The organism is Dethiosulfovibrio salsuginis (assembly GCF_900177735.1).
Classification (GTDB): domain Bacteria; phylum Synergistota; class Synergistia; order Synergistales; family Dethiosulfovibrionaceae; genus Dethiosulfovibrio; species Dethiosulfovibrio salsuginis.
In genome coordinates, this window is record NZ_FXBB01000015.1 from 1 (window position 1) to 23,699 (window position 23,699).

Genomic DNA, 23,699 nt, shown 5'->3' on the forward strand with positions numbered 1-23,699 from the left:
ACCCTGTGGTACGGCAGAGATCCGATAATAGCTGGGGCAAATTATGCCAGCTCCCAACTGTGCTCTGAATGTGGCTACAAAAACCCACTGGTAAAGGATTTAGCCCTAAGGGAGTGGGTGTGTCCAAGCTGCGGCGTTCGCCACGACAGGGACGTAAATGCGGCACAAAACCTACTGAAACTAGCTCTGCCCACCGAAATTAGCACGGCAGTGTAGCTTTGGTACTCACGAGGTCGGGACGACCTTCAGAGCCTGGGGAAACTTGTCTCGTTAGAGATATTGACCAGGAAGCCCACACTTCTATAAGTGGGGGTAGTTCACGGAATATGCCGTACTGCACCGGCAGGGGCTTGTCCAGCCCAAGATACTGTACCACCGCCTGGACCTCCGCCTCGGTGGCGTTCTCCCTGACCATGAGGTAGACCGGGTTTCCCATGACGCTGGTGAAGACGAACACTATCAACGAGACCACGAAAAGGACCAGTACCAGCTGAATCAGTCTCTTCACTATAAACCGGAACACTTAACCGCCTCCATCCCTATGGCCGAGGGCGACGGTCCTTTTACCTCAGACCTGTCGCCCCCGTTTTTTTTGTGGTCTAGTCCTTAAACTCGATGTCCCAGGCGTAAACGTACTTGTTGCTTCTGGGCTGGTACTCTATGCGGCTGTTGTGGGCGTAGATATCCTCCTGGAAGTGAAGGGGGATGTAGGAAACGTCCTCCGCCGCCATGGCCCATACCTTGCGCATAATGCCGTCCCTCTCCGCGGGGTCCGCTGTGGCCATCGCCTGGTCTATTAGTGCGTCCGCATCGGGGTTGAGGTAGTAGCCTCTGTTGACCCCGCCGTAGCCTTCCTTGATCGGACCGTCCTGGGTGATGCTGTAGATCATATCCAGAGCCATAAGTGCGCTCTCGCCGCCTGAGTCGGCCCATCCGGTCATGCAGAAATGGGTGTTATCGCCGTTGCGGTTGTTCGCGCTTATATAGGAGAAGAACACCGTCCTGGACATTAGGTTGAGGTTCACCTTTATGCCCACCTTCTCAAGGTATCCCGCTACTGCGCTGGCTATGGCTCCGTCGTTGATATAGCGGTCGTTGGAGGCGTCTAAGGTGATCTCAAATCTATAGCCGTCTTTCTGCCTTGGATAGCCAGCCTCGTCCAGCAGCTTCTCCGCCAGCTTGGCGTCGTAGCCCAGCCTCGTGACGTCAGGGTTGTAGCCGTTGAATCCCTTTGGAATGTAGGTCGCGGCAGGCACGGCGAAACCGTTCATTATCTTGTCCACTATCTCTTCCTCGTTGATCGCCCTGTAGATAGCCTCCCTAACCCTACGGTCTTTGAGAGGGTTGGTCCCGTCTGGGGACTTCAAAGGCGACGCAGCGTCCTTGGAGGGAGCGTCGGTCCAGCCTGCCAGGTTCAGGTATATCACCCTCATGCTGGGCTCGGTCAGGATCTTTATGTTCTTGTTCCGCTCCAGGATCTTAAAGTCCCTGACAGGAACGTCCACCACCAGGTCCACCGCACCGGAGAGCATGTTGGCGGTTCTGGTTCCCTCGTTGGTTATGGGCTTGAAGGTCACCTTCTCCGCCTGGGGAAGCTCTCCCCAGTAGGAGTCGTTCCGACCGAAGACAAGCCTGTCACCTCTGACGTGCTCTATCAGCTTATATCTGCCCGTCCCCACGGGGTTAAGGGCTATCCAGTCGTTCTCCTTGCCCTAGCAGGTCTCCTTGTCCAGTATGGCGAGGTCCTTAAGGTGGGCCAACAGAAGGGCGTTAGGGGCCTTGCAGACGACCTCCACGGTGTAGTCGTCGATCTTTTTGTAGCTCTCCACCGTCGAAAGACAGTAGGTGAAGGCCGATCCCTCTTTAACCTTGGACCGATCGAAGGAGAATATCACGTCGTCGGCGGTGAAATCGTTGCCGTTGTGGAATTTGACTCCCTCCCTGAGATGGAAGGTCCAGGTCTTTGAGTCATCCGATATGTCCCAGCTTTCCGCTAAAGAGGGCTCTGGTTGAAGGTTCCTGTCCGGCGCCACCAGGCTCTCGAACATATGGAAATTCAGGGCGTTTGTGATGGTCTCGTTGAGTGGATATGGATCCAGCGAGTAGGCGTCCCCCGCTAGGGCGATAACCACCTCCCTGGAAGCTCCCATGGCTGTCGCTGCCATCGACGATACCAGCAGGGCCGTTCCGATAAAACCGGCGATTCTCTTCTTCACGATGTCTATTCCTCCCTTTTCTGCGTTTTTTTGCATACCGATGCATCCAAAGAAAGTATCCCTTGTTGTATCCATAATATCCGTTGCCAAATTAAAAGTCAACTCGGCAAATTGCGAAAGTGGTGTTGAGGTTTTTTGCTTGACAGATCGGATCAAAAGGTGTATAAATCCACCAATGCGTTTAAGACTTTCGGTCTGGAGGCCGGGGAAGGAGAATCACCGTGATAAACCTCAACAGCAAAAACAGCATGGCTGGATTCTTCTTTAGCTTTTATTACTACGTCAACGTGGGGCCTCCTGGGGAGACCGACGTCTAGGCGTCGTGCTCGTTTTTTCAGGACCGGTCCCAGGTTGGGACCGGTCCTTTTTTTATACCTATTTTCTGTTTTGCTCAGTACATCGCTAAACACAAAAAACATCACCGAGAAGGAGTGAACGATATGACAGGAGCTAAGCCGGAGTTCAGCGGTCTGAAGGATGCCCTCAAAAGAGTGTGGGAGGTGAAGGGCGTCTATTACCGCAGGATGGCCGAGATGGGGATTAGCCCTGACGACGTCAACTCCATGGAGGACTTTCAGTCCCTTCCTCTGACCACCAAAGAGGACATCAGGGACAGCTACCCCACCGGGATGATGGCCTGCGACCAGGCCAAGGTGGTCAGGTTTCACGCCTCTTCCGGCACGACGGGAAAGCCCACGGTTGTTCCCTACTCCGCAAAGGATCTGGATATATGGACCCAGTGCATGGCCCAATGCTTGAGGACCGCCGGGGTCACGGAGAAAGACGTATTTCAGGTCATACTTGGCTACGGCCTGTTCACCGGGGCTCTGGGATTTCACTACGGTGCCGAGGCGGTCGGTGCGGCGGTGGTCCCAACAGGAGGGGGATTCACCGACAGACAGCTGACCCTGATGGAGGACCTAGGGACCACCGTCTTCACCAGCACCCCGTCCTACGCCCTTCACCTGTGCGAGGAGATAGAGGCCAGAGGCATCAGGGACAGGCTAAAGCTTAGGCTGGCCATCTTAGGGGGGGAGGCCTGGACCGAGGCCATGAGGGACGAGATAGAGTCCAGGCTAGGTGTGGTGGCCCTGAACTCCTACGGCCTTTCGGAGATACTGGGGCCAGGGGTCGCAATGGAATGCCCCGACAAGGTCGGGATGCACTTTAACGACGAACACTTCTTCGTCGAGATACTGGACGAGGCCGGGAGGCCCCTTCCGGTAGGGGAGGAGGGGGAGATAGTCATCACATCCTTCACCAAAGAGGCCTTCCCCCTGATCCGCTACAGGACCAGAGATCTGGGGAGGCTGGTGGAGGCCCGGTGTTCCTGCGGAAGATCCGGCCTTATGCTGGACAGGGTGAAAGGAAGAAACGACGACATGCTGATAATCAGGGGGGTAAACGTATTTCCCTCCCAGATCGAGGCGGCCTTGGGACAGGTTCCGGGGCTTACGCTGAACTACATCATAGAGGTCGAGGAAAAGGGCCATCTCAAGGATATGACGGTCCTCTGCGAGTCCAGAGACTTCCTCGATCCCGGCCAGGGTAAGGAGCTTTTCAACCGCTCTTCCTCCAGGCTAAAAGAGATACTAGGGATAAGGGTGAACTTCCGTCTTCTGGAGCCGGGCACCTTGGACAGATCTACCGGCAAAGCGGTAAGACTGAGAAAAGTAAGCTGAAAAGGGGAGGTATTACGATGCAGTCCAACGAGATGAAGAAAACAGCGGTGGTATCGGAGTTAAAGGGAAACAACGACCAGAGGTCTCCCCTTTTCGACGTTGAGTACGGCCCAGAAGGGGCCTGTATGGCCTACAGCGATGTGATGGTAGAGGACAGACGGAGATAGTAAAGTGAGAGGGAGCCACTTAAGTGGCTCCCTCTGTACACGAAAAAATATTACGCCCCAAGCTGTTCTCCTATAGAATCAAGTATTAGCTGTGTGCTTTCTGGAAGAGGAAAAGATATCTCATCTACAATATTAAACATACAAAAACATTCACTTGAAAAATCAAAAATAATATAGTCGTTATCAAAACAATCAACTATTGGTAGTATTTTTTTGCTTACAAAATCCACATTAAGCTCTTGCTCTGCATTCTCGACTTCATTGATGCCCAAAATCCGCCAGCTATTTTTTTCGTTCACTTCAATAAATTTATTTTCAAATAAAAAAAGCGATAAAATTAACCTATTTATCTTTTTAACGCTATAGATGCTTTTTATAAGAGACATTTTGCTCTCTGTCAGAGAAAGTTGGCTCTCAATCGTTGTTTCTCGAAGTTCTTTCATTAGGTCGTTTAACTGCATTTTTGCACCTCCACCCTTGCTTAATGACGAAGAGAATTAGCTATTTTGTCGTAGGGGCCATTTGGTCTATGGATTCCTTGTTTATCGTGGTGGTCACTCGCGTGCATAGGAGCTATATTATCAGCCGTGTTTTTGCCGCCAAACTCCAGAGGTTGAATGTGATGCGCGTCATAACGATCTCCGGCTCTACGAAGAAGCTTTCCACTTTTTGTGTGTACATCGGTTTTATATGTAGGCCATTTTTGATCGTTATTTTTTTCCCAGCCCTCTATGATTTCATCTTTGTTCCCTGCGAACTCTTTTTTTCTTTCTGCGTATTCTTCTGGGCCAACTTTTTCCCAGTCGTCAACGTTTATCTCTTTGTTATTGCCTATGGCCTTATCCCCGACCTCATCGTTGTATTTACGTCCCTCTTGCCTAATGTCTATTTTTTCCTTATTGTCGATGTCATCGTATTCTGACTGGGAACGCTCATGTTGATTATTCCAAGATCCATCAAAATCAGATCCTGTCCGGCTGTTGTTAAAGCCCCTTTCTATGTTCTCTTCCCCTCTATTCCATGGACCATCAAAGCTGCTTTTGATCTGACTTTGAGCGCCCTTCTCTGCTTCTTTGCCTATATCGGTGCCAACATTGTTCCATGGGCCGTCAAAACCAGCTCCTGGCTTTTCTACGCCTGTTTTTCCCAATCCCTCAGCTATCTCAGGTATAACTTTTGCTATCTCTCCTCCTGTTATCACGAAGATCCACCCCTTTTTTAGTTAGCCATTTTCTTCATGATTATTGAGCGACGAGGGTTGCCAGCTAAGACTGTCCATAAAAAGTCTTCCCTTAATGCCTTTTTAGACTTTGTTGAGATAGTTGAGTCAAAAAGCAGTGTTTTAATGCCTTCCTCTAGAAAGTCATCCAGCGTACTGTAGTCCTGGTCGCTATCTTCCCATGATGCAAAAAGGCGTTTTGGAGTTTCTCCGTCTATTTTGTTGATGTAATAGCCAAAAAAGGGTGCTGTAAGATGGTCATGCATCAGAAGGTATTTCATGTCTGATCTGATCTTTTCCAGGTTTCCTTTGTTGTTGAACCAGTAATCCACAAACTCCTTATTCATTGAGATGCATTTGTCATAGCACCCAGGATATGTGCTATTAAGGCTTGAAAAGAGTGCTGATATATAAAAAATGGCATGACATGCAACATCAACCGTTTCGCTCCGCCGGACTCGACGTTGTAACTGTTGGCGGAAAGAAGCTCTAATTGTTTCTAGATTTTCAGCTTCTCCAGATAGCACAAGTAAGAAAGCCCCTATTATACCGAGATAAAGCTCCTCGTGGAATTTTCTAAAGTCTTGCCGGGCATAAAAAGTGGCAATACCGGGTATTTTTTCAAAGCCAGGGTAACGCATAAAAACAAAGGAATTTTCTCGGTGAAAGCTTTGCATATCGTTGGAGATGGCGTTGTCATCCAATATTTGGCATCCAGGCTCTTTTTCGAGGTCGATCTGAACGAGAAAGGCTTTATCCATTCCTTCTCGATGTATTACCGCTTGCCCCGGTTCTAGGAGACAGAGTTCTCTGCTCTGTTCGTCGGTTAGGTTCATGGTCGCCCCCACATAGTCACGGTCGTCCTTGGCAAGGGTGCGGTGAATGATTTTTACATTTGTGTTTTTTATCACATCTTCGGCAAGTTTTGATGGTATCTGATCAACTACGATTATCCCTTGCCCAAATTCTCTAATTTCGGATATCACATTGGTGAAAGTCTCTACAGCCTTGCCTCGTGAATTGCCAACCTCTGGAGAGACGTAATCTGGTACTCGTTTCAGAAGACGATGTGACTCTTCGATCAAGAGAACATGTTTTAGGGATGAGCCTATTCCACCTCTTTTTTCTCGATATTCATAAATCGCTGAAAGAAGAAGCCCCATCAGAAAGCATTTTTCTTCGTCGTCACCGATGTATTTTAATTCCAAGACAACCTTGTTGTTTAAAAGTTTATCGATCGGTGTCGATCGACGGGTGTTCAACATGAGTCCCTTACTTCCGGTTAACAGGCTTGATATTCGTGCCTTAAGAGCTGCTGAATAGTTCATGGTTTGCTCTATAGCATATTTTTTTGAATTAACTACGTCGTCTATTTTTTCTAGTAAATCTTGGAGCGTCGGTAAATAATCGTAAAAGTGCTCACTTTCAATATTATCGAGATAGCGGTTGGAGGAGGTTGCAAGTTCCCATCCTTTATCCTGATAAATCCCGATGATGGCCTCTTCCAGCATGTAGGGCATAGCTGCGTACATGGGAAATGCTGCACTAAAGACAGCCTTCAGAGAGTCGATATGAGTTAGAAGCTCACATCCTGGAACAAACTCAAAAGGATTGATTCTAAACGGAGAGATCGATTCAGTTCCTAGCGTGAAAATTTTTAGGTCGGGCATCTTTTTCAGCATTTGACGATATTCAGTTTTTGCTGGCTCTATTACCATGAAAGGCAGCTCTATGTCTCGGAGTAGCCGAATACAGGTGTTTGTCTTTCCTGAGCCTGTTACGCCACAGACGAAAGCGTGCTTTTGTAGTAAAGAACGAGGTATTTGATAAGGAAGCTCGTCAAGAGGCTTCCTCTTGTGTACTACACGACCTATCCGAAGGGCGTTTTCAGAAAGAGGAGCATAGTTGACGCCAAAAGCAGGGGCTTCACGTAGAGTTATTCCCTGTACCTCTCTGCGAGGTAAATTCATAACTATGGAAAGCTCTTCTGTGTTCAACGGTGTTCCTATCCCCCCAAGAACAGGACCGAGAGGATGCCCAAGATTTGTGGATTCTATCTCTTCCCACGCCTTATCAAGAACTTCCTGAGAATATTGTGCGGGCTCACGTCGTATTTTTTCAAGAATATCCGTGCTTGTTTTATCATCAGTATTTGCAATTATGCTTATTAATCTATCTACGCTTCCTGAGGCTATCTTTTTGGCCATATTTGCAATTCGTACACCCCAACCGATCGAATCGTTTAGTTCATTTTTCTGGATGCCGTATCGTAGCAAGTTGTATTGAGGATTGTTGAAGTTTGCGAGGTAGGCCATAACCGCATCAGTCTGGAGAGGAAGAGCACGAATTGGCTCCCAATATGTTTCGTCTCCGGCTAGCGAAGCTCGTAAAAGTCCCTGTCCTCTTAGTTGAGTGTATTTATCGCTTGTTAGGAGATAGATCCCTACGTTCCAAAATCCTAGGTTTTTTCCGCGCTGAAGACGTCTTATGTAACTTTCACATAGTTGTTCGCAGTGCATCGCAGTTCTGTTCAGAACCTCCTGAGATACGGAGGAGCTACGATTCCAACCTTTGGCGTAGCCGCCGAAGCCGCCACCTCCAAGGGTATTACCTGCGGTGTTCGCTATAGAGCGAGTGAAGGAATGCATTTGGGAGGCTGTGTTAGTGTTGGCTATAGACCTTCCGACACTTGAAGCTAGAGGCATTCCCATTGCAGAAGCGGCCATAGGAGCGGCAACTGAACCAAAGATACCTCCTATTTTGGCTCCTAATGTCGCTCCAATAATAGTTCCAGCTCCAGGTACTATTGATCCGACAAGTCCACCTAATAGACCACCGACAGCCATAGAAGCGGCTCCTCCAGCGGCAATAAGAGCTCCACCACTTCCTAACCTTGTGCTTCCCTCCTGAGTGCCTATTGTCTCTGATTGGCTATCGGTCGTTCCGTCCGTTTCAGCTGTTCCGCCTGTGCTGCTGTTCATAACTCCTCTCATGCCGAACATCCCAATGTTAACGGTGTCGGATGATCCCTTCATTTTTTGAACCGTTGCCTTGACGTTGGCATGGACATCCGATGAAAGGTCAAAGAGATTTTTTACCATTCCGTCCACCATAGGAACCCCTACCGGCTCAGCAATGCAGAGGAGAACGTAGTTCTCCCCACGCATTGCTTCGATAAAGCGATCTATCCCTTGTACATAGGGTCCCTTGCTATCCCGGAGAGATGGAATTCCTGTAAAGGCGGTTACCTCTCCGTGATCAAGCAACGGTACGACAACCTCGTTCTGAGTTTCCACTGCCGAAAGTGGCTTGAACTTAGCTCCAAGGAAGTTCCCGTGGATCGTCTGTCCAAGCATGCGAGCGTATTGGTCCGTTCCAAGGGTTCCGGCCCGGTCTCTCCTTTTGGCTAGGCCGTAATAGAGTGAAGTTTTTTGCTTATCGCCATGGATGACGGAGATAACGTTGTGAGAATCGTCCTTCATGGATGCTAAGACATTCTGAAAGTGCATCAGGTGCAGTCCAAGATCGACTTCCCCCTCATGGCTGATTTCGTCCATTCGAATCATTCGGAGGTCTGTGCGGTAGTCAAAGTTGCTTTCCGCGACGTTTTCACACAGTTCAAGGCGATCAGGACGCAGAAAATCAAAGTATCGTCTTTCTAAAGCGAATAAAAGATGTTCGTCAAAAGCAGGAACAGTCTCCTGAATTTCTTTCTGCGAAAGAAGCAATTTATTCATCACGTTCTGCCGCCTCTCTAGGTGTTTTTTTATTTGATATTAGTTTTTGAGCGGGAATCTCTCTATCTCCTGAATATCCTGGTTGTCCTTATCGCGCTTATACAGGAGAACCTCATCTTTTGTTACTACAGTTATTGTGGTGTTGAGTAAAGCGGATAGGTTCTCAATGGTATTGTCTTCCCCCAGTAGCCCTTGTTTTATCAATAGCACTACAGACCAAAAACCTCTATGCCAATCTAAGGGAGGAATTATAATGGGTGGATTTTTAGGGTCATATGAATTGTTTTTGTAGACATTTTTAGGGCTAGTGTCTAAAAATACTATTTTCAACGAACCCGTTCTTGCTAAATCGATGATCTTTATTTCAGTGGTATCGTTCTGATCGCTACCCCCAAAAGGCGACCATCCTGATGTCTTGCTAGGGGAGAGGGTGACGTCGGTGCTCACCTCCGAATTTGCCAAACGTCTGATAAGAACAGAATCAGATCCTGCTATTTTCATAATATCCTGTGCATTTAACTGAGGGGAGACTATGTCCGAACTATCTTTCCAAAGTGGTACATAGGTAAACCCAATCTGCTTATCCCCAGAAGCAATCTCTGTCTTTGATGTTTCTAAATTTTCTTTAGATCCTATAACTATTTTGAAGTCATAGGAATCATTTTTTTCGGTTGCAACTGTTTTATTTAGTTGCCATGACTCTACGGAGATGATGTCTAACTGCTCCTTGGCAAACAAGATTCCTTGAAGGAAATCGCTGTTGTCTGATTCTTCCTCCAAAGCACATATAATTTTGGTGTTTTTTGGATTCGATATCTGAGGTAGTAGTCCTTCCTTTTGAGCTTTTGCCGATGTTTCTGTTGAATCATCGGATGATATGTTCCTATCTATCTGTGTAGTTTCATTATTCTGCGCTATAAATTCGTTTTGGGATTGTCGTGTTCCCAATATATTAAACCGGTCCGATAAAAACCATCCCACGATAACTAAAGTCGCAACAATAAAAGCTGTTTTAAAAATCCCTCTACTCGAAGATGGTCTATCCGATGGTGATGGTCTGTGAGCCTTCTTCTCGGAAAAAATTTCTTTTTTCTGTTCTTTAGGTTCCGTCACGAGATGTTGTTGGGCCATTTCCTTTGTTATTGAATGTAACGCTAGTCCCTTGACCATAGTCTCTTGAGGATTTTCGCTCCATAGAATTTTTGCTTGGGAGAAAATAGACTCTATTTTTTCACGGACGCACCAAAGCTGTGCCGCTCCTCCGGCAAATAATATAGTCCCAATATCCTCTGGCTGTAGAAATGCTTTGCTTAATGCTTCCCAAACGGGCTCCATGATTTGGGGCATGATGTCCTCGAATAAGGCGTCAATTTCTGAACGAGAAAGAGAAATCAGGACGTTTTGATCCTCAATCCCGAAATTTTCTTCTATCTCAGGAGTTCCATTGGTGACGGCTACCGATAGACGTTCTTTCAGCCTTGTGGAAAAAGCAGCAGTTTCCTCTTCGGAGGGAAGGTTCCCCTTAAAATCACCCTTGCTCAAAAAATCATTCAACTTTTTGTCGACCAATAAATTTATCTGTTCATCAAGCTTATTCCCACCACAAGAAGGATTTCCTGTGGCTGCAAGTTGCTTCGGATTCCCCTCTGCATCTAATTCCGCCACTGCGATGTTCATCGATGCACTCCCTAGGTCGTAGATAAGGATCTTCCCCTGCCCTAGGGATGTTTCACTGTTGAGCTTTTTTAGATAAGCTACTAACGCGCTTGATTCGTCGATAATTCTTACATTGGGAAAGCCTGCTTGCTCAACAGCCTTTATATAAGTGTTTTTTTGGATTTCATTCCAACCAAAAGGATATCCTATGGTGGTGACAGATTCGGCAATAACTGACGACTCCGACATAGTGCGTCCATTCAAACAAGCTTTCTCCAGATCGACTCTAATCTCACCGAGAAAAGCCACGATGATTGCATCGGCAGAAAGGGCTCCGTTGCTCGCTTTTACAAGATCTTTTCCACCTAAAAAAGACTTCAATCCTCCTTTGGCGCAAGGGAAAGATACTTTCCCTTGCTGGAGATTTTTCTGTTGAGAGTTTTTTTCACAGGCGTATATCTTAAGGTATTCAATCTCCTCATCGGTGTTTTGACTCAACGATTGAGGTGAGCATGTATAATAAGCCGCCAGTTTTTTGGAGCCGATGTCTATCGCAAAAAAATGATTCATCTAGCTCTCCCCCTTTATTTTTTGAATCTATTTAGTATTTTCTATTGTTACATCCAAGTGAACTTCGCACCCAGACCCCACATTTAACCAGCCGCTATAATTTGAGTTGGGTATTCCCGTATAGTCTAATAATTCTCCGGAGTCAGTATCGATGTCTATCATGAAAATGAATAGTCTAGAGTTAGATTTTGTATACCAAGTAAAGCTTTCATTGACGGTTCTCTGGGGTGTATCTGTATATGATCGCTGGTCTCTAGGAAATACTTTGATAGGGAGAAAATCGCCATTTTCGTATATGGCTATCACAAGTTTAACGTCAGGATCCCCTTCCGTAAGTCTTTCTCCCCAAGGACTATAATTAGTTTCTTTTTTTGCAACCTCACTATTTATGCGATATTTATTTATTTTTATTGAATATTTATCAATATAATACTCTAAACTAGCCCCCATGGCTGACGCTGCCTTGCTAACATTAAATAAAAAACAATAAACATCAGAATTAATTCTAAGTGAATCTATGGAATAGAGTTCATCTATTAAATGCTTTTGATAAACTGCATCGGCAGCTTTTGAAGTTGTTAATGGAAAAGATTGGACATCGTAAGGATGCTTGTTATAACGTTTATAGTAATCGATAGCTGTCTGTGCATAGGCAGAAAGGGCTTGTTTTGCCTCCCATAGCTCAGGGATACTGCCTTTAACATCTAGCGTGGATAGCTCCTTTTGTATGGCTGTTATTAGGGATATATTTTTATCCTCTTGGGCTTTTTCTAGTTTTTCAGCTACATACATTATTTCAAGTAATGTTTTTTCGTTGATTTGTTCTTGAGATTTTCTTGAAGTAGGTAGGTTAGTAGTTTTGCTGGAAATCGATTCTGCTGTTCCGCCCGTGTCTTTTAAACTATTATTAGTTTGATTTCCTGACACAGAAAACAGAGCGAATATTGCTACTATAAAGAAGCTGATAACGCATATTTTAAAGATATTTATCTTTTTGCCTGTTTTTTTGCTCGTATATGGATCTGGTAACATAGGATAGGTTTCATCCGATGAGGAAGAGTTGCTTTTATTCCCGTAAGGTGTCTTTATTACAGCTTGGTCTGAGCTTTCAGATGTCGCTCTTATTTGCTCTTTACCACATACCAAGACCTTTGAGTAAAGAGCTAAGCCCTTCGATACAGCTTCTTGTGGATTTGCGCTTCGAAGAATCTGGGCGTTGGGGAACATCTCCTTCAACTTTTCTCGGGCAAAGTAAAATCTTCCAGATCCGCCGGTCAATATGACTATGTCTATATCGGATGCGTCTAGCGAAGCTCCGCTCAGGGCATCCCATAATGGCTCTGAAAATCTAGTTATCAAATCAGCGTTCATCGTTTCAAAGGATGTGACGTCCATAGAAAACGTATCTCTGTCACCTTTACACTGTAAAATAGGGATAGTTTCGCTTGCTGAGTTACCTTTACCCTCGACAGCGATAGAAAGTTTTTCCTTCAATCTGCGTGAATGACGGCGTACCCAGGCCTTATCTCTGTTCGACATTTTTGTTTTATAGGTCTCTTGAAGTAGCTTTTCCTCCCAGGCTGAGGCGATTATCTCATCAAAGTTGCGTCCCCCAAGATCGGCTATTCCAGACGTGGCGATAACTCTTGGTTCCTCTGCGCCGGTCGTAGATATGATCGCCACATCGGAGGTTCCTCCTCCAAAGTCATATACTAAAACTTTCTGGACCTTATCCAGAGAAAGGTCTCCGAGGTAATAATGGTAATACAGTGCTCCTATTGGCTCTTCACATCCCTCAACGTTTGGAAAGCCGGCTTCCTCTGCCATCGAAATGGTAGCCTTTCGTTGAGCCTCACTCCAGCCGGAAGGGTGGCCGATAACGGTCTTTATCCCCTCTTTTGCGTCAATTTCCTTTAGAGGTGAGTTGCCGAAAAGCCCTCGTTCAATCTTTTCCCTCAGGTTGCGGAGAAAAATGATTCCTATATCACGAGCTGTCCCTGGTCCTTCTGGAAGCTGCAATATGTCCTTTGACGCTACCTTTAACTTAAATTCGTAAAACGTCCTTTCTGGTGCATCCCCTATCTCTTCCCAAGCTCTTAACCCGATGATCTCGATCTCATTTCCATCGGTTAGGCGCACCACACTTTCCGTTGTCCTTTGATTATCGATCTCGATGAGTTCTGGTTCAAAGGTTGCACTGATTCTAGTGCATGATATTGCGGTTGTGGTCGTTCCGAAATCTATTCCAATTAAATATTTCACTTAAAGCACCCCCCTATAAAAGTAATGTGGTTTGTTTTTTTGCGGTCATCGTTAATGTTGTTTATTTCATGTGCATTGTTTCCCAAGAGTTTATGGCAAATCTCTTTGTCTTGATAATGCTAGCACATATTAGGCTATCGTTGTAGTTCTAAAATAAATGTCCTGGCTTTTTATGATTATATGCGGAACAGAATAGTAACTCCGGGGGCATGTCAGCCACTATAAACTGGACAAATCCCCCTTCGGGATGGCTTATGGTCTCTATAGGTGTTGGGGTGGGTATGTCGTATCCGTCTTTCTCCCTGAAGTATAGACATTCCTCCAGGACCGCCTGAGCCTCGAGTATCACTTCCTCAACGGTGTCGCCGCAGGTAAAGCAGTTTTCCAGATCGGGAAAACGAGCGGTCCAACCGTCGTCGTCGGGACATATAATTGCGGGGTATCTGTAGTGTTTAGGTGGCATATTTCCAGCTCCTTCCGTGGTAATTTCAGAATCTAACCTAAAGGTCCAGCTGTCATTTTATCTGCCATTCTTCGCTATTTCCATGAGCCTGTCAACGTGCAAGAAAGTCTATCGATAATCCATATCAAAAAGCCCCCGGCAGTCACACCGCTGAGGGCTTTTTTGTTGTAAACTTATCCGAGGCTAACAGAGCTATCGAGAGGAGGTTTTTATATGGGAGAGGCGATAATAGATGTCTCCGGCCTGGGGAAGTCCTTCGGGGCGGTGCAGGCTGTGAAGGACCTGTCTTTTCAGGTGTTTAAAGGGGAGATCTTCGGCTTTTTAGGCCCCAACGGGGCGGGGAAGACCACAACGATCAACATGCTGACAGGCCTGGCAAGGCCCGATACTGGGACCATAACCATAGGGTCGACGGACTGCACCTCCGACAGGACGTTGGTCCAGCACCTCATGGGTATAGTTCCCGACGAGAGCTCCCTGTACCCCGAGCTTACGGGTTTTGAGAACCTGTGTTTCTGCGGTGCCCTCTACGGCATGAGGAAGAGTGACAGGGAAAAAAAGGCCAAGGAGCTGTTGGAGAAGGTTGGCCTTTCAGAAGCAGGAAAGCGTCGTTTCGGCGGCTATTCAAAGGGGATGGCCAGGAGGCTGTCCATCGCTGCGGGGGTTATCCACGAGCCGCCTATACTGTTTTTAGACGAACCCACCACCGGCATAGACGTTATGAGCGCCAGGACTGTTCGGTCTATGCTCAAGGAGCTCAACGACCGTGGAACCACGGTTTTCATAACGACCCACTACATGGAGGACGCCCAGAGGCTCTGCGACAGGGTAGCCTTCATAAACTCGGGCAAGGTGGTCCGCTTCGGCACTATGGAGGAGCTTCTGTCCGAGGACAGTGAGCAGGTGTTTTTTTCCCTGTTCCCCTACGACGGTGAGGGGCCTGTTGAGTCCATGTCACGGCTTTTCCCCGATATTTCCTTCAAAGATCAGGGAGAGGGCCTGTCTGCCTGGTCGTCGTCGCCTATCCCTGTCGGATCGGTGGTCTGTGCTCTGGAGCGAGAGGGATGGTCGGTGGCGGAGGCTAAAAAGGTTCCCCTCACGCTGGAGGACGTGTTTATGGCGATAACCGAAGGGGGGAAACCGCTGTGAGAGACTTTACGCTGCCCTCTTGGTGGATACCTTTTTGGAATATCCTTCTAAAGGATATAAAAGCCTACTATCTCAAGCCCCCTAACATCAGCTGGGGGATAGTGTTCCCTCTGGTCTGGACGGGGATGTTTCTCATTCGGTCCGGTGGGTCCATCGAGGACGTTCAGGGGCTTATGCCGGGGATAATATCCCTCTCCATACTTTTTGGCACCACCTCGGTACTGGCGGTGACGGTGACCTTCGAGAGGAAAGGGCGATCTTTCGACCGGCTCCTTCTTGCCCCTCTGTCTTTAGAGGCCCTCATGGCGGCGAAGACCTCCGGGGCCATCGTCTTTGGGGTCCTAAACGGCATGATTCCGTTTCTGATGGGAACTTTTATCTACGATCTGTCCCAGGTCTCTGCCCTGTATATCGGGTTTGTCGGCCTGTTGATGTCGGCGGTCTGCACTTTTTTGGGGCTGTTTATCGCGGTGTCGGTGAAGGAGGTTTTCGAGGCCCAGACTTTGTCGAACTTCTTCCGCTTCCCCATGCTGTTTCTCTGTGGGCTGTTCTTTCCCATCGAGGTTCTGCCGGTGTTTTTAAGGCCTCTGTCCTATCTCCTGCCTCTGACCTACGGTGCGGACCTGCTTCGCTGGATCCTGAAGGGACAGGGGACCATCAGCCCTATGGTGGACTCTGTAGCCCTGGTGGCTTTTGCCGGAATTCTCTTCGTCTTGAGCCTGCGATCTATACGCAAAAGATGGATATTATGATACTATCGATCTGAAGCGTTCCATATAATTTCTTTACTAGGAGGATACCTGGATATGAGAAAAATAAGTGTACTGGCGGCGTTTTTAGCGGTGGCTGTTCTCGCCGGGACGGCTTTGGCCTCTCAATCGGTCAAGGCCTACACCACGCTGGAGGAGCCTCTGGCTAAGGCCCTGTTCGACCGGTTTACCGCTGACACGGGCATAGCGGTGGAATGGGTGAGGCTCTCAAGTGGCGAGGCTGTGGCCCGTATGGAGGCTGAAAAGGCAAATCCTCAGGCATCCGTGTGGGTCGGTGGGGTGGGAACGCTCCATATCGACGCTAAGGCCAAGGGTCTCACAGCTCCTTATCGCTCAAGGGTCGCCAAGAACGTGTCCCCCAAGCATAGGGACGCCGACGACTACTGGATAGGTCTCTACGTTGGTCCTATAGCCTTCGCCATGAACACCGAGAGGGCCAAGGATCTGGGGCTCTCCATGCCCACCAGCTGGGCGGACATGATCAAGCCTGAGTACAAGGGATACATCAGGATGGCCAACCCCAGCACCTCCGGCACCGCCTACAACGTCATCACCAACGTGATCCGCATATTCGGCGGAGAGGAGCAGGGATTTGAGTATCTGGCCGCCCTGAACGCAAATATCGATCAGTACACCAAGTCCGGTTCCGCTCCCGGAAAGAACTGCGCCATAGGCGAGATCCCCATAGCCATAGGCTACCTTCACGACATGATCCGTCTAAAGGAGCAGGGAGCTCCTATAGAGATAGCGGTACCCTCCGACGGAACTGGATTCGAGACAGCCTCTATGTCTATGGTCAAAAACGGCCCCAACCCCGTAGAGGGCAAGAAGCTCTACGACTGGGTGCTCGGAAAGACCGCCCAGGATATCGTAGCCCAGTGGTACGTTATTCCCCTCTCCGAGGAGGCCGAGGCCCCTAAGACCGGTTTCAGCCTAGCGACTATGGTCCTCGTCGATCAGGACGACCAGTGGGACGCGGCTAACAAAGCCCGCCTTGTGGAGCGTTGGAACAAGGAGATCCCTGGAAACAAATAGTGTTTTCCGCCGTGGTATAAATCGGACAGGCGGGGCGGAGCTATGCGCCTCGTCTGTCTTTTTTTAGGAGGTTGGAACTCTATGTTCACTAAAAAGAGAGTATGGCTGGTGTTACTGTCTATAGCGATTTTCGCCCTGATGGACTGGTGGATAGTCAGCAACATCACTGGCTCTTTCCTGTCCCTTCAGGAGGGCAGTCGCAGTCAGATGATGGAGACCACCGTCGAGTCCGTTCCCGACCAGGACGTAGATGGCTGGATCCATAGGTTGATGAAAGGCGATCGGCCTTTCGATCTGGTTTACGTCCAAGGCCTTCCTGGGCTGGACGAGAGTGTGGAGGTCCACGGCGAGGGCTCGATTTTAGATTACTATAGCTCCTCCGTAGGGGTTGGCCCTTTCGATAGGGCGGTGGAGAGCGTTTCCTACAACGAGCCTTTCACCTTCGCCTCCTCGGCCAACTGGGGTGACGGTCCCAGGCAGGTGGTGTTCGCCCCGGTGAAAGATTCGGAGGGCTACGTGTCCTCTATGGCGGTGTTCGCCTTCCCCATCTCCGGCGACCTGGGCTATCTGAGGCTTGTTAGGGGCCTTGGACTGCTGGCTCTGGCTTTTTTCTCCGTGATGATTATGGTAGGCCAGTTCAGTCGAGATCCTTTCACCGGATACGTTATCTTCGGTCTGTTCGCCATGGTGGCGGTTTTCGTGGCCTATCCTCTCTTCGAGGCGGTGAGGCTGACCTTTATGAAAGACGGTGCCTTTTCCCTGGAGACCTGGAGGTCCGTCCTGAGGGGGCGACAGTATATGGACGCCCTGAAGGGCAGTATCTCCCTTGGGGTTTTGACGGCGACCTGTTCAACTTTGGTGGGGTTCCTGTTCGCCTTTATCCTAGGTCGAACCAGGATAGCTGGCAAAAAGTTCTTCGGTGCCATGGCGACTCTGCCGGTAATATCGCCGCCTTTCTCTTTAACCCTGTCGGTTATCCTGCTGTTTGGGAACAACGGTCTCGTAACGAAACAGTTTTTAGGTCTCGACGGCGTGAGCGTCTACGGTCTGCCTGGGCTGGTTCTGGTCCAGACCATGGGGATGTTCCCTATAGCCTTTTTAACCATGGCCGGGATACTGGAGTCCATCGATTCGACCCTGGAGGACGCCGCTATGGACCTGAGCGCCAACAAGTGGACGACTTTCTCAACTGTGACACTGCCTCTGGCCATGCCGGGGATACTGAGCGCCTGGCTGCTGGTGTTCACCAACTCCCTTGCCGATTTCGCCAATCCTCTAATTCTGTCGGGGAGCTTCCGGGTCCTGTCCGTCGAGGCCTATATGGAGGTCACAGGGATGAACCGTCTGGACACAGGGGCGGCTCTGTCGATTATGTTGCTTCTGCCCACCCTTACCGCATTTTTGGTCCAGCGTTTCTGGGTTACCCGACGGTCTTTCGTCACAGTGACGGGAAAGCCTTCCGGCAGGCTAACAGAGCTGACCTCAAGACCCGTTAAGGTAGCCCTTGTGACCGCTATGGTGCTGATAGTCGCCTTTTTGCTGTCCCTCTACGGGACCATCGTTGCGGGGTGTTTCGTCAAAAACTGGGGTATAGACTACAGCTTCAGCCTTGAGAATATAGTCGAGGCTTTCCAGAGGGGAAAGACCGCCCTAATGGACACCACAATGTTGGCCGCCATGGCGACGCCTATCGCCGGTATCACCAGCATGATAGCGGCTTTGATGTTGGTTCGCAGGAAATTCCCGGGCAAGAGGTTTCTTGAGGCCCTCATAATGACCCCTTTCGCCCTTCCCGGGACGTTGGTAGGTATCAGCTATATTCTGGCCTTCAACAAGGCCCCTATCATACTGGTTGGGACCGCGGCGATTATAGTCATAAACTACGTGGTGAGAGAGCTCCCCGTGGGTGTAGAGGGAGGAGTGGCCTCTTTAAGGCAGATAGATCCCTCCATAGAGGAGGCGGCCCAGGATCTCGGTGCCGACAGTCCTACGGTGTTTAGGACCGTTGTATTACCTCTAATCCGCCCGGCCTTTATATCGAGCCTTTCCTACACCTTCGTGAGGGCCATGACCGCCGTCAGCGCTGTCATTTTCCTTATATCGGCCCGGTGGTATCACCTGACGGTGCTCATATACAACTTTTCCGAGAACCTTCGGTTCGGCCTTGCAAGCGTGCTGGCCACCACCTTGATAGTAATAGTCCTTGGGACCTTCGGCCTGATGAGGCTCCTGGTCCGTCGCAACGAAAACCTTGAGAAAAGCCTCAGCCTATAGGGGGAGTTTAAGATGAACCATCACAGCAAAAGGGTCGCCCTTGAAGGGGTGGCAAAGGTGTTTAAAGATCCTACCGCCGGGAGGAACGTCACCGCCGTCAAGGACTCGGATTTCGTCATAGAGCCAGGGGAGCTGGTGACCCTTTTAGGGCCTTCCGGCTGCGGAAAGACCACCACCCTCAGGATGATAGGGGGATTTGAGGTTCCCACCAGAGGCAGGATATTTATAGGCTCCGACGACGTGACCTATCTGCCTCCAAACCAGAGGGACACGGCGATGGTGTTCCAGAGCTACGGCCTTTTTCCCCACATGAACGTCTTCGACAACGTGGCCTACGGCCTTAAGCTCCGAAAGGTGCCGTCTCAGGATATAGAAAAAAAGGTGACCGAGTTTTTGAGGATGGTGGGCTTGGAGGAACTGGCAAAGAGGCCCCCTTCGAGGCTTTCGGGAGGTCAGCAGCAGAGGGTGGCACTGGCTAGGTCCCTGATAGTGGAGCCAGGGGTGCTGCTCCTGGACGAGCCTCTTTCCAATCTGGACGCCCTCCTCAGGGAGCAGATGAGGGTGGAGATACGGCGGATCCAAAAAAGCCTCAACATCACCGCGGTATACGTTACCCACGACAGAGTGGAGGCCATGAGCCTTTCCGATAGGGTTATCGTCATGGACAGAGGTGAGGTCGTCCAGATAGGGACTCCCTCCCAGATATACTGCGATCCGGTCAGCTCCTTCGTGGCTGGCTTTGTGGGGAAGGTGGCCTTTTTCCCCGGCAAGGTAGTGGAAATTATGGAAGGGCGTCACAGGGTTTTGGTCAAGGGGATGGAGTACTCCCTGTCTTTGGCCTCCCCTGAGCTCAAAGAAGGGGATCAGTGCAACGTGATGTGTCGCCCCGAATCTCTGGTCATGGACGAGCCGGGGAAGGGGGTCACCGACGGCAAGGTGATAACCAACGTCTACCTCGGCCACAGTCTCGAGAGCTACGTCGACACCGACCTAGGGGAGATGTTGGTCCAGATAGATAACCCAGGAGGCAAGAGGATCTACGCCGAGGGAGAGCCGGTTTCCGTCGGTTTTAACCCTGACTGTGCCAAGGCTCTGCCCCTTTAGGATCTATTGGGCGAAACAGGGCGCAGGCGGGACGGTCTCTCCGAGGGGACTCAAGTGTGAGTTTTTAGAGGTTCCCTATTAGTGTTTGTGATGGCATTCTCTATTCTTAATATCCCATTGGCATATTCCCAACTCTCCTGTATGATGCTTTATGTCCGACCATGTTGTATATTGGATACAAAGGAGATGCTTTTATGGAGATGCACATGATAGATGAGGCTCGCCGCTGTATAAGGTGTGGAGCCTGCGTTAGAGGATGCCCCGTTCATACGGAGATACCGGAGATGATTCGACTGCTGATGGACGGTCAGATACTTTCCGCCGGGGAGATGCTTTTCCACAACAACCCTCTGTCGGTGGTCTGTTCACTGGTCTGTCCCCAGGAGAAACAGTGTGAGGGCCACTGCGTTTTGGGCAATAAGGGAGCCCCTATCCGTATCAGCGATATAGAGCACTACATATCGTCGTTCTATCTGAACGTGATGAACCTGGAGCCAACCGCAAAGAAGGGCAAGAGCGTAGCCATAATAGGATCGGGCCCGGCTGGGATAACCATAGCTTTTCTCATGGCGTTGAGGGGCTACGATATAACGATCTATGAGGGAAAGGACCAGATAGGAGGGGTGTTGCGATACGGCATACCACAGTTCCGTCTGCCCAAGGAGGTCATAGACAGGCTGGATATGCAGCTTAGGCGTCTTGGGGTGGTGATCCGTCCCAACACCACCATAGGGACAAGCATCACCATGGACGATCTTTTCAGGGACGGCTTCTCAGCCGTGTTCGTTGGAACCGGGGTGTGGCGTCCCAGGCCCTTATCCATCCCAGGGGAGTCGCTGGGGCATTGTCATTTCGCCATCGACTACCTTAAAAATCCCGACGTCTATCGTCTTGGCAACAAAGTCTGCGTCATAGGGGCTGGAAATACCGCCATGGACGTGGCCAGGACGGCCCTCAGGCATGGGGTTAAGGACGTTATAGTCATGTACCGAAAGGGCTGGGACGATATGCCTGCAAGAAAGATAGAGGTTGAATACGCCCAGATAGACGGGGTGCAGTTCATGCTGGATGCCTCCCCTGTGTCCATAAACCGAAAGGGAGTCAGGTTTTCCAGGGATGGCGAGGAGGATTTTCTGGACTGCGATTCGGTCATAGTGGCGGTGAGCCAGGGGCCTAGGTCCCTGATAGGATCGGAGAAGGACGGCATAGAGGAGAGGCAGGGATTTTTGGTAGCAGACGAGTGTGGCAGAACCTCCCGCCCGGGGGTCTTCGCCTCCGGCGATGTGGTCACCGGGGCGAAGACCGTGGTCGAGGCGGTAAGGTTCTCAAAGAAGGTCGTCGAGGCTATGGATTCCTACCTGAGCGGTGAAGGTGTCACGGACTGAACTATAGAGTCCCACACCGCCGTGACCGCCTCTCCTCGGTAGACCATGGTGTCCATCGGTCCGTCCCAGGGGGTTTTTGTCTCGTCCCAGTCGGGGAAGTTTACCTTTATGAGCCTCACAAGCTCCGATCTTGAGACGAAGTTGGTGCCCTCGCTGCGGTAGTTTTTTCCGAAGGCCTTAGCCAGCATGTCCATGACCTGAAACTCCTCCATCGGGAGGATGGCCCCGAACATCTTTGGGGACATAGGCTCCAGAAAGCCGTAGAGTGTTGCCGCCTGGACGCCCCTCCAGTGGCGGTGGTCCAGCCCTACGTCGTGGAAGGAGAAAAGGGATATCCTGCTTCTGCCCTTTAAAATTTCGTCCTGCACCAGTATGACCGGCAGGTCTCTAGGCTGAAGGCCGTATCTCGCCGACAGGGCCGCCGTGGCACCGGCGGCCTGTCCTGTGAGCAAGGTTATAGGCTGTAGCCTGGTGGCACCGTTGGCCAGCCTCGAGACCGACAGGTTTTTCTCCGCCGCCAGAAGTCCGTCCACTTTCTCCGGTATTAAAGTACCGTAGGGAACCTGAAATACCCCTTCGTCGGACCTCCACTGGTGGGGATAGTCCTCTATCGTCTCGTTTAGATACGATTCCAGGCTTCCTCTTAGCCTGGATCCGTGGATATCCATAGGATACTCTCCTAAGGCTATGGAGTTGGTTCTGTTGACGAGAGCTCTGCCGAGCTGAGGGGATCTGGCGGAGCTCTTCGCTGTTAAGGTCTCGATCCCTACGATCCTCCGGCTCTCCCGGACGTAGGGAATCGGCGGGAAGTGGGCCAGCAGTCCATCGTTGCCGTCGTCCAGGACGATAGCTCTCTCCCTGACCGAGTCTCCTCTGCCGTCGTAGCCCTGGGAAAGGTCTACCGTCCAGTCGGTCATTCCAAGCTCGGTCTGGATATAGTGGATCAGCCGGAGGGTCCGGTTTACCGCCTCGCCGTTGATGAGCCTGCGGTAATCCCTGTCCTCCAGGTACCTAGCGGTGAGGCCCGTATGGTCCCCTCCGTTGCCCGGCACGTCGTTGCCCCAGTTGAGCCCCGTCCTGGTTATCCACTTCCATGTCTCCGAGTCCCCTCCATCGATAGGGTGAGGATTTTCCCGGTCCGGCAGTCCTCGATAGGCTTTGAAGCTTGGGACGTCGAAGGGGTAGTTTCCCGGCCAGGTGGAGCCGTCAAGCCTGACTACCTTTCTGAATCTCCCTACGTCTCTCCGGTATCCCTCCGGTTCCTTCGCCGTCAGTTCAGGCCCTATGTTACTTTGCTCCCTGATAACCGCTACCCAGGTTATGTCCTGGATCTCTCCGTCCAGGTTTATGTTAGGGGACACCGAGTTGCCCGATCTGTATCTGGCCGGGGTTAGAGGTATAAAATCGCCACACTCGGTGGCGTCGATGGTGACCTGCCCTTTTAAGGTGGTCTCTACCCCGTTTTGGTCCCTGAAGGAGACTCCCTTTACCCTGTTTCCGTCCATAACAGCCTTGATGACCTCTTGGTGAAGGTAGAGGTCTACCTTACCGGGCTTTGCGGTGGACAGCATCTCCAGGAGAATGGCCTCCGCCACCACCGGTTCCGCCGCTATGGTGTCGGTGGCCCAGTAGCATATGTTGCTCGCCGTCCCTGTGGCATCGTAGCTTTCCCTGATCCTCTGTATAAACTCCAGGTAGATTCCCGAACGGTTGTGGGTCACGTCGTCCATGGTGGAGACCGCCGCCGCGGTTATCTGACCGCCAACCCATCCTGTCTCCTCCACCAGGGCCACCGAAGCTCCCGATCTGGCTGCCTGCACCGCCGCCGCCGACCCTCCCGATCCAGCTCCTACTATAATCACGTCGTAGGCTTTACCCTCGCCGTTCGCTGAGGCGGGATGTGCAGCTAGGATAGGGATAATCGCTAAACATAACGCTAAAAATCGTCTCAATCTGTTTGTTCTCCTTTGTATTTAGGGTAGTTTTACAACAGTAAAGCCGAGTATGGCC

17 protein-coding genes and 1 pseudogene are annotated in these 23,699 nt (G+C 50.1%); 9 read left to right on the forward strand and 9 right to left on the reverse strand.

The genetic code is table 11. The features are described 5' to 3' along the window. Window positions 1-216, forward strand: a 216-nt coding sequence (locus tag B9Y55_RS06800) for a zinc ribbon domain-containing protein (protein ID WP_143340853.1), incomplete at its 5' end; no start/stop codon positions are given. On the opposite strand, the gene B9Y55_RS13465 is transcribed toward B9Y55_RS06800, so the two are convergent. Further along, window positions 200-523: an ABC transporter permease family protein gene (locus tag B9Y55_RS13465; RefSeq protein ID WP_085544615.1), complete on the reverse strand. Its 324-nt coding sequence runs from the start codon at window positions 521-523 to the stop codon at window positions 200-202. The two genes, B9Y55_RS06800 and B9Y55_RS13465, sit on opposite strands and share 17 nt — an antisense overlap. A 76-nt stretch (window positions 524-599) precedes the next feature. After that, window positions 600-2,291: pseudogene (locus B9Y55_RS06810) on the reverse strand (ABC transporter substrate-binding protein). 365 nt (window positions 2,292-2,656) lie between these two features. On the opposite strand from B9Y55_RS06810, the gene B9Y55_RS06815 reads away from it, so the two are divergent. Next, a complete protein-coding gene (locus B9Y55_RS06815; protein WP_085544616.1) occupies window positions 2,657-3,898 on the forward strand; it encodes a phenylacetate--CoA ligase family protein in 1,242 nt (413 codons plus the stop codon). Window positions 3,899-3,915: 17 nt separating this feature from the next. Then, the gene (locus B9Y55_RS13240; RefSeq protein WP_159448268.1) at window positions 3,916-4,065 is read left to right on the forward strand and encodes a hypothetical protein; all 150 of its coding nucleotides are present in this window, start codon (window positions 3,916-3,918) and stop codon (window positions 4,063-4,065) included. A gap of 50 nt (window positions 4,066-4,115) precedes the next feature. Here B9Y55_RS13240 and B9Y55_RS06820 read toward each other — a convergent pair whose 3' ends face one another. The 6 genes from B9Y55_RS06820 to B9Y55_RS06845 all read right to left on the reverse strand — a co-directional run bounded on the left by B9Y55_RS06820 (window position 4,116) and on the right by B9Y55_RS06845 (window position 13,972). Next, window positions 4,116-4,526, reverse strand: coding sequence for a hypothetical protein (locus tag B9Y55_RS06820; RefSeq protein WP_085544617.1), 411 nt, complete (start codon window positions 4,524-4,526; stop codon window positions 4,116-4,118). A gap of 20 nt (window positions 4,527-4,546) precedes the next feature. After that, entirely contained in the window at window positions 4,547-5,266 is a 720-nt protein-coding gene (locus B9Y55_RS06825; RefSeq protein ID WP_085544618.1) for an HNH endonuclease signature motif containing protein, read from the reverse strand. 17 nt (window positions 5,267-5,283) lie between these two features. Continuing rightward, window positions 5,284-9,021 carry an ATP-binding protein gene (locus B9Y55_RS06830; RefSeq protein ID WP_143340855.1) on the reverse strand — a complete coding sequence of 1,246 codons (3,738 nt, stop codon included), beginning with the start codon at window positions 9,019-9,021 and terminating at the stop codon, window positions 5,284-5,286. Window positions 9,022-9,060: 39 nt separating this feature from the next. Then, window positions 9,061-11,247: an Hsp70 family protein gene (locus B9Y55_RS06835; RefSeq protein ID WP_085544620.1), complete on the reverse strand. Its 2,187-nt coding sequence runs from the start codon at window positions 11,245-11,247 to the stop codon at window positions 9,061-9,063. Window positions 11,248-11,274: 27 nt separating this feature from the next. Next, the gene (locus B9Y55_RS06840) at window positions 11,275-13,509 is read right to left on the reverse strand and encodes an Hsp70 family protein (RefSeq protein WP_085544621.1); all 2,235 of its coding nucleotides are present in this window, start codon (window positions 13,507-13,509) and stop codon (window positions 11,275-11,277) included. Between the two features lie 148 nt (window positions 13,510-13,657). Beyond that, window positions 13,658-13,972: a type II toxin-antitoxin system HicB family antitoxin gene (locus B9Y55_RS06845; RefSeq protein ID WP_085544622.1), complete on the reverse strand. Its 315-nt coding sequence runs from the start codon at window positions 13,970-13,972 to the stop codon at window positions 13,658-13,660. 213 nt (window positions 13,973-14,185) lie between these two features. Here B9Y55_RS06845 and B9Y55_RS06850 point away from each other — a divergent pair, with 213 nt between their 5' ends. The 6 genes from B9Y55_RS06850 to B9Y55_RS06875 all read left to right on the forward strand — a co-directional run bounded on the left by B9Y55_RS06850 (window position 14,186) and on the right by B9Y55_RS06875 (window position 21,689). After that, window positions 14,186-15,121, forward strand: coding sequence for an ABC transporter ATP-binding protein (locus tag B9Y55_RS06850; RefSeq protein WP_085544623.1), 936 nt, complete (start codon window positions 14,186-14,188; stop codon window positions 15,119-15,121). Next, window positions 15,118-15,873 carry an ABC transporter permease gene (locus tag B9Y55_RS06855; protein WP_200806644.1) on the forward strand — a complete coding sequence of 252 codons (756 nt, stop codon included), beginning with the start codon at window positions 15,118-15,120 and terminating at the stop codon, window positions 15,871-15,873. Before B9Y55_RS06850 ends, B9Y55_RS06855 begins: the two co-directional genes overlap by 4 nt. Window positions 15,874-15,927: 54 nt before the next feature. Next, window positions 15,928-16,926: an ABC transporter substrate-binding protein gene (locus tag B9Y55_RS06860; RefSeq protein ID WP_085544624.1), complete on the forward strand. Its 999-nt coding sequence runs from the start codon at window positions 15,928-15,930 to the stop codon at window positions 16,924-16,926. Window positions 16,927-17,007: 81 nt separating this feature from the next. Beyond that, window positions 17,008-19,200, forward strand: a complete 2,193-nt coding sequence (locus B9Y55_RS06865; protein WP_085544625.1) for an ABC transporter permease — start codon at window positions 17,008-17,010, stop codon at window positions 19,198-19,200. Between the two features lie 12 nt (window positions 19,201-19,212). Next, window positions 19,213-20,304, forward strand: a complete 1,092-nt coding sequence (locus tag B9Y55_RS06870; RefSeq protein WP_085544626.1) for an ABC transporter ATP-binding protein — start codon at window positions 19,213-19,215, stop codon at window positions 20,302-20,304. Window positions 20,305-20,465: 161 nt separating this feature from the next. Continuing rightward, the gene (locus B9Y55_RS06875; protein WP_268753287.1) at window positions 20,466-21,689 is read left to right on the forward strand and encodes an NAD(P)-dependent oxidoreductase; all 1,224 of its coding nucleotides are present in this window, start codon (window positions 20,466-20,468) and stop codon (window positions 21,687-21,689) included. Here the strand turns inward: B9Y55_RS06875 and B9Y55_RS06880 are convergent. Further along, entirely contained in the window at window positions 21,659-23,641 is a 1,983-nt protein-coding gene (locus B9Y55_RS06880) for an FAD-dependent oxidoreductase (RefSeq protein ID WP_159448269.1), read from the reverse strand. The two genes, B9Y55_RS06875 and B9Y55_RS06880, sit on opposite strands and share 31 nt — an antisense overlap. Window positions 23,642-23,699: the final 58 nt, after the last annotated feature.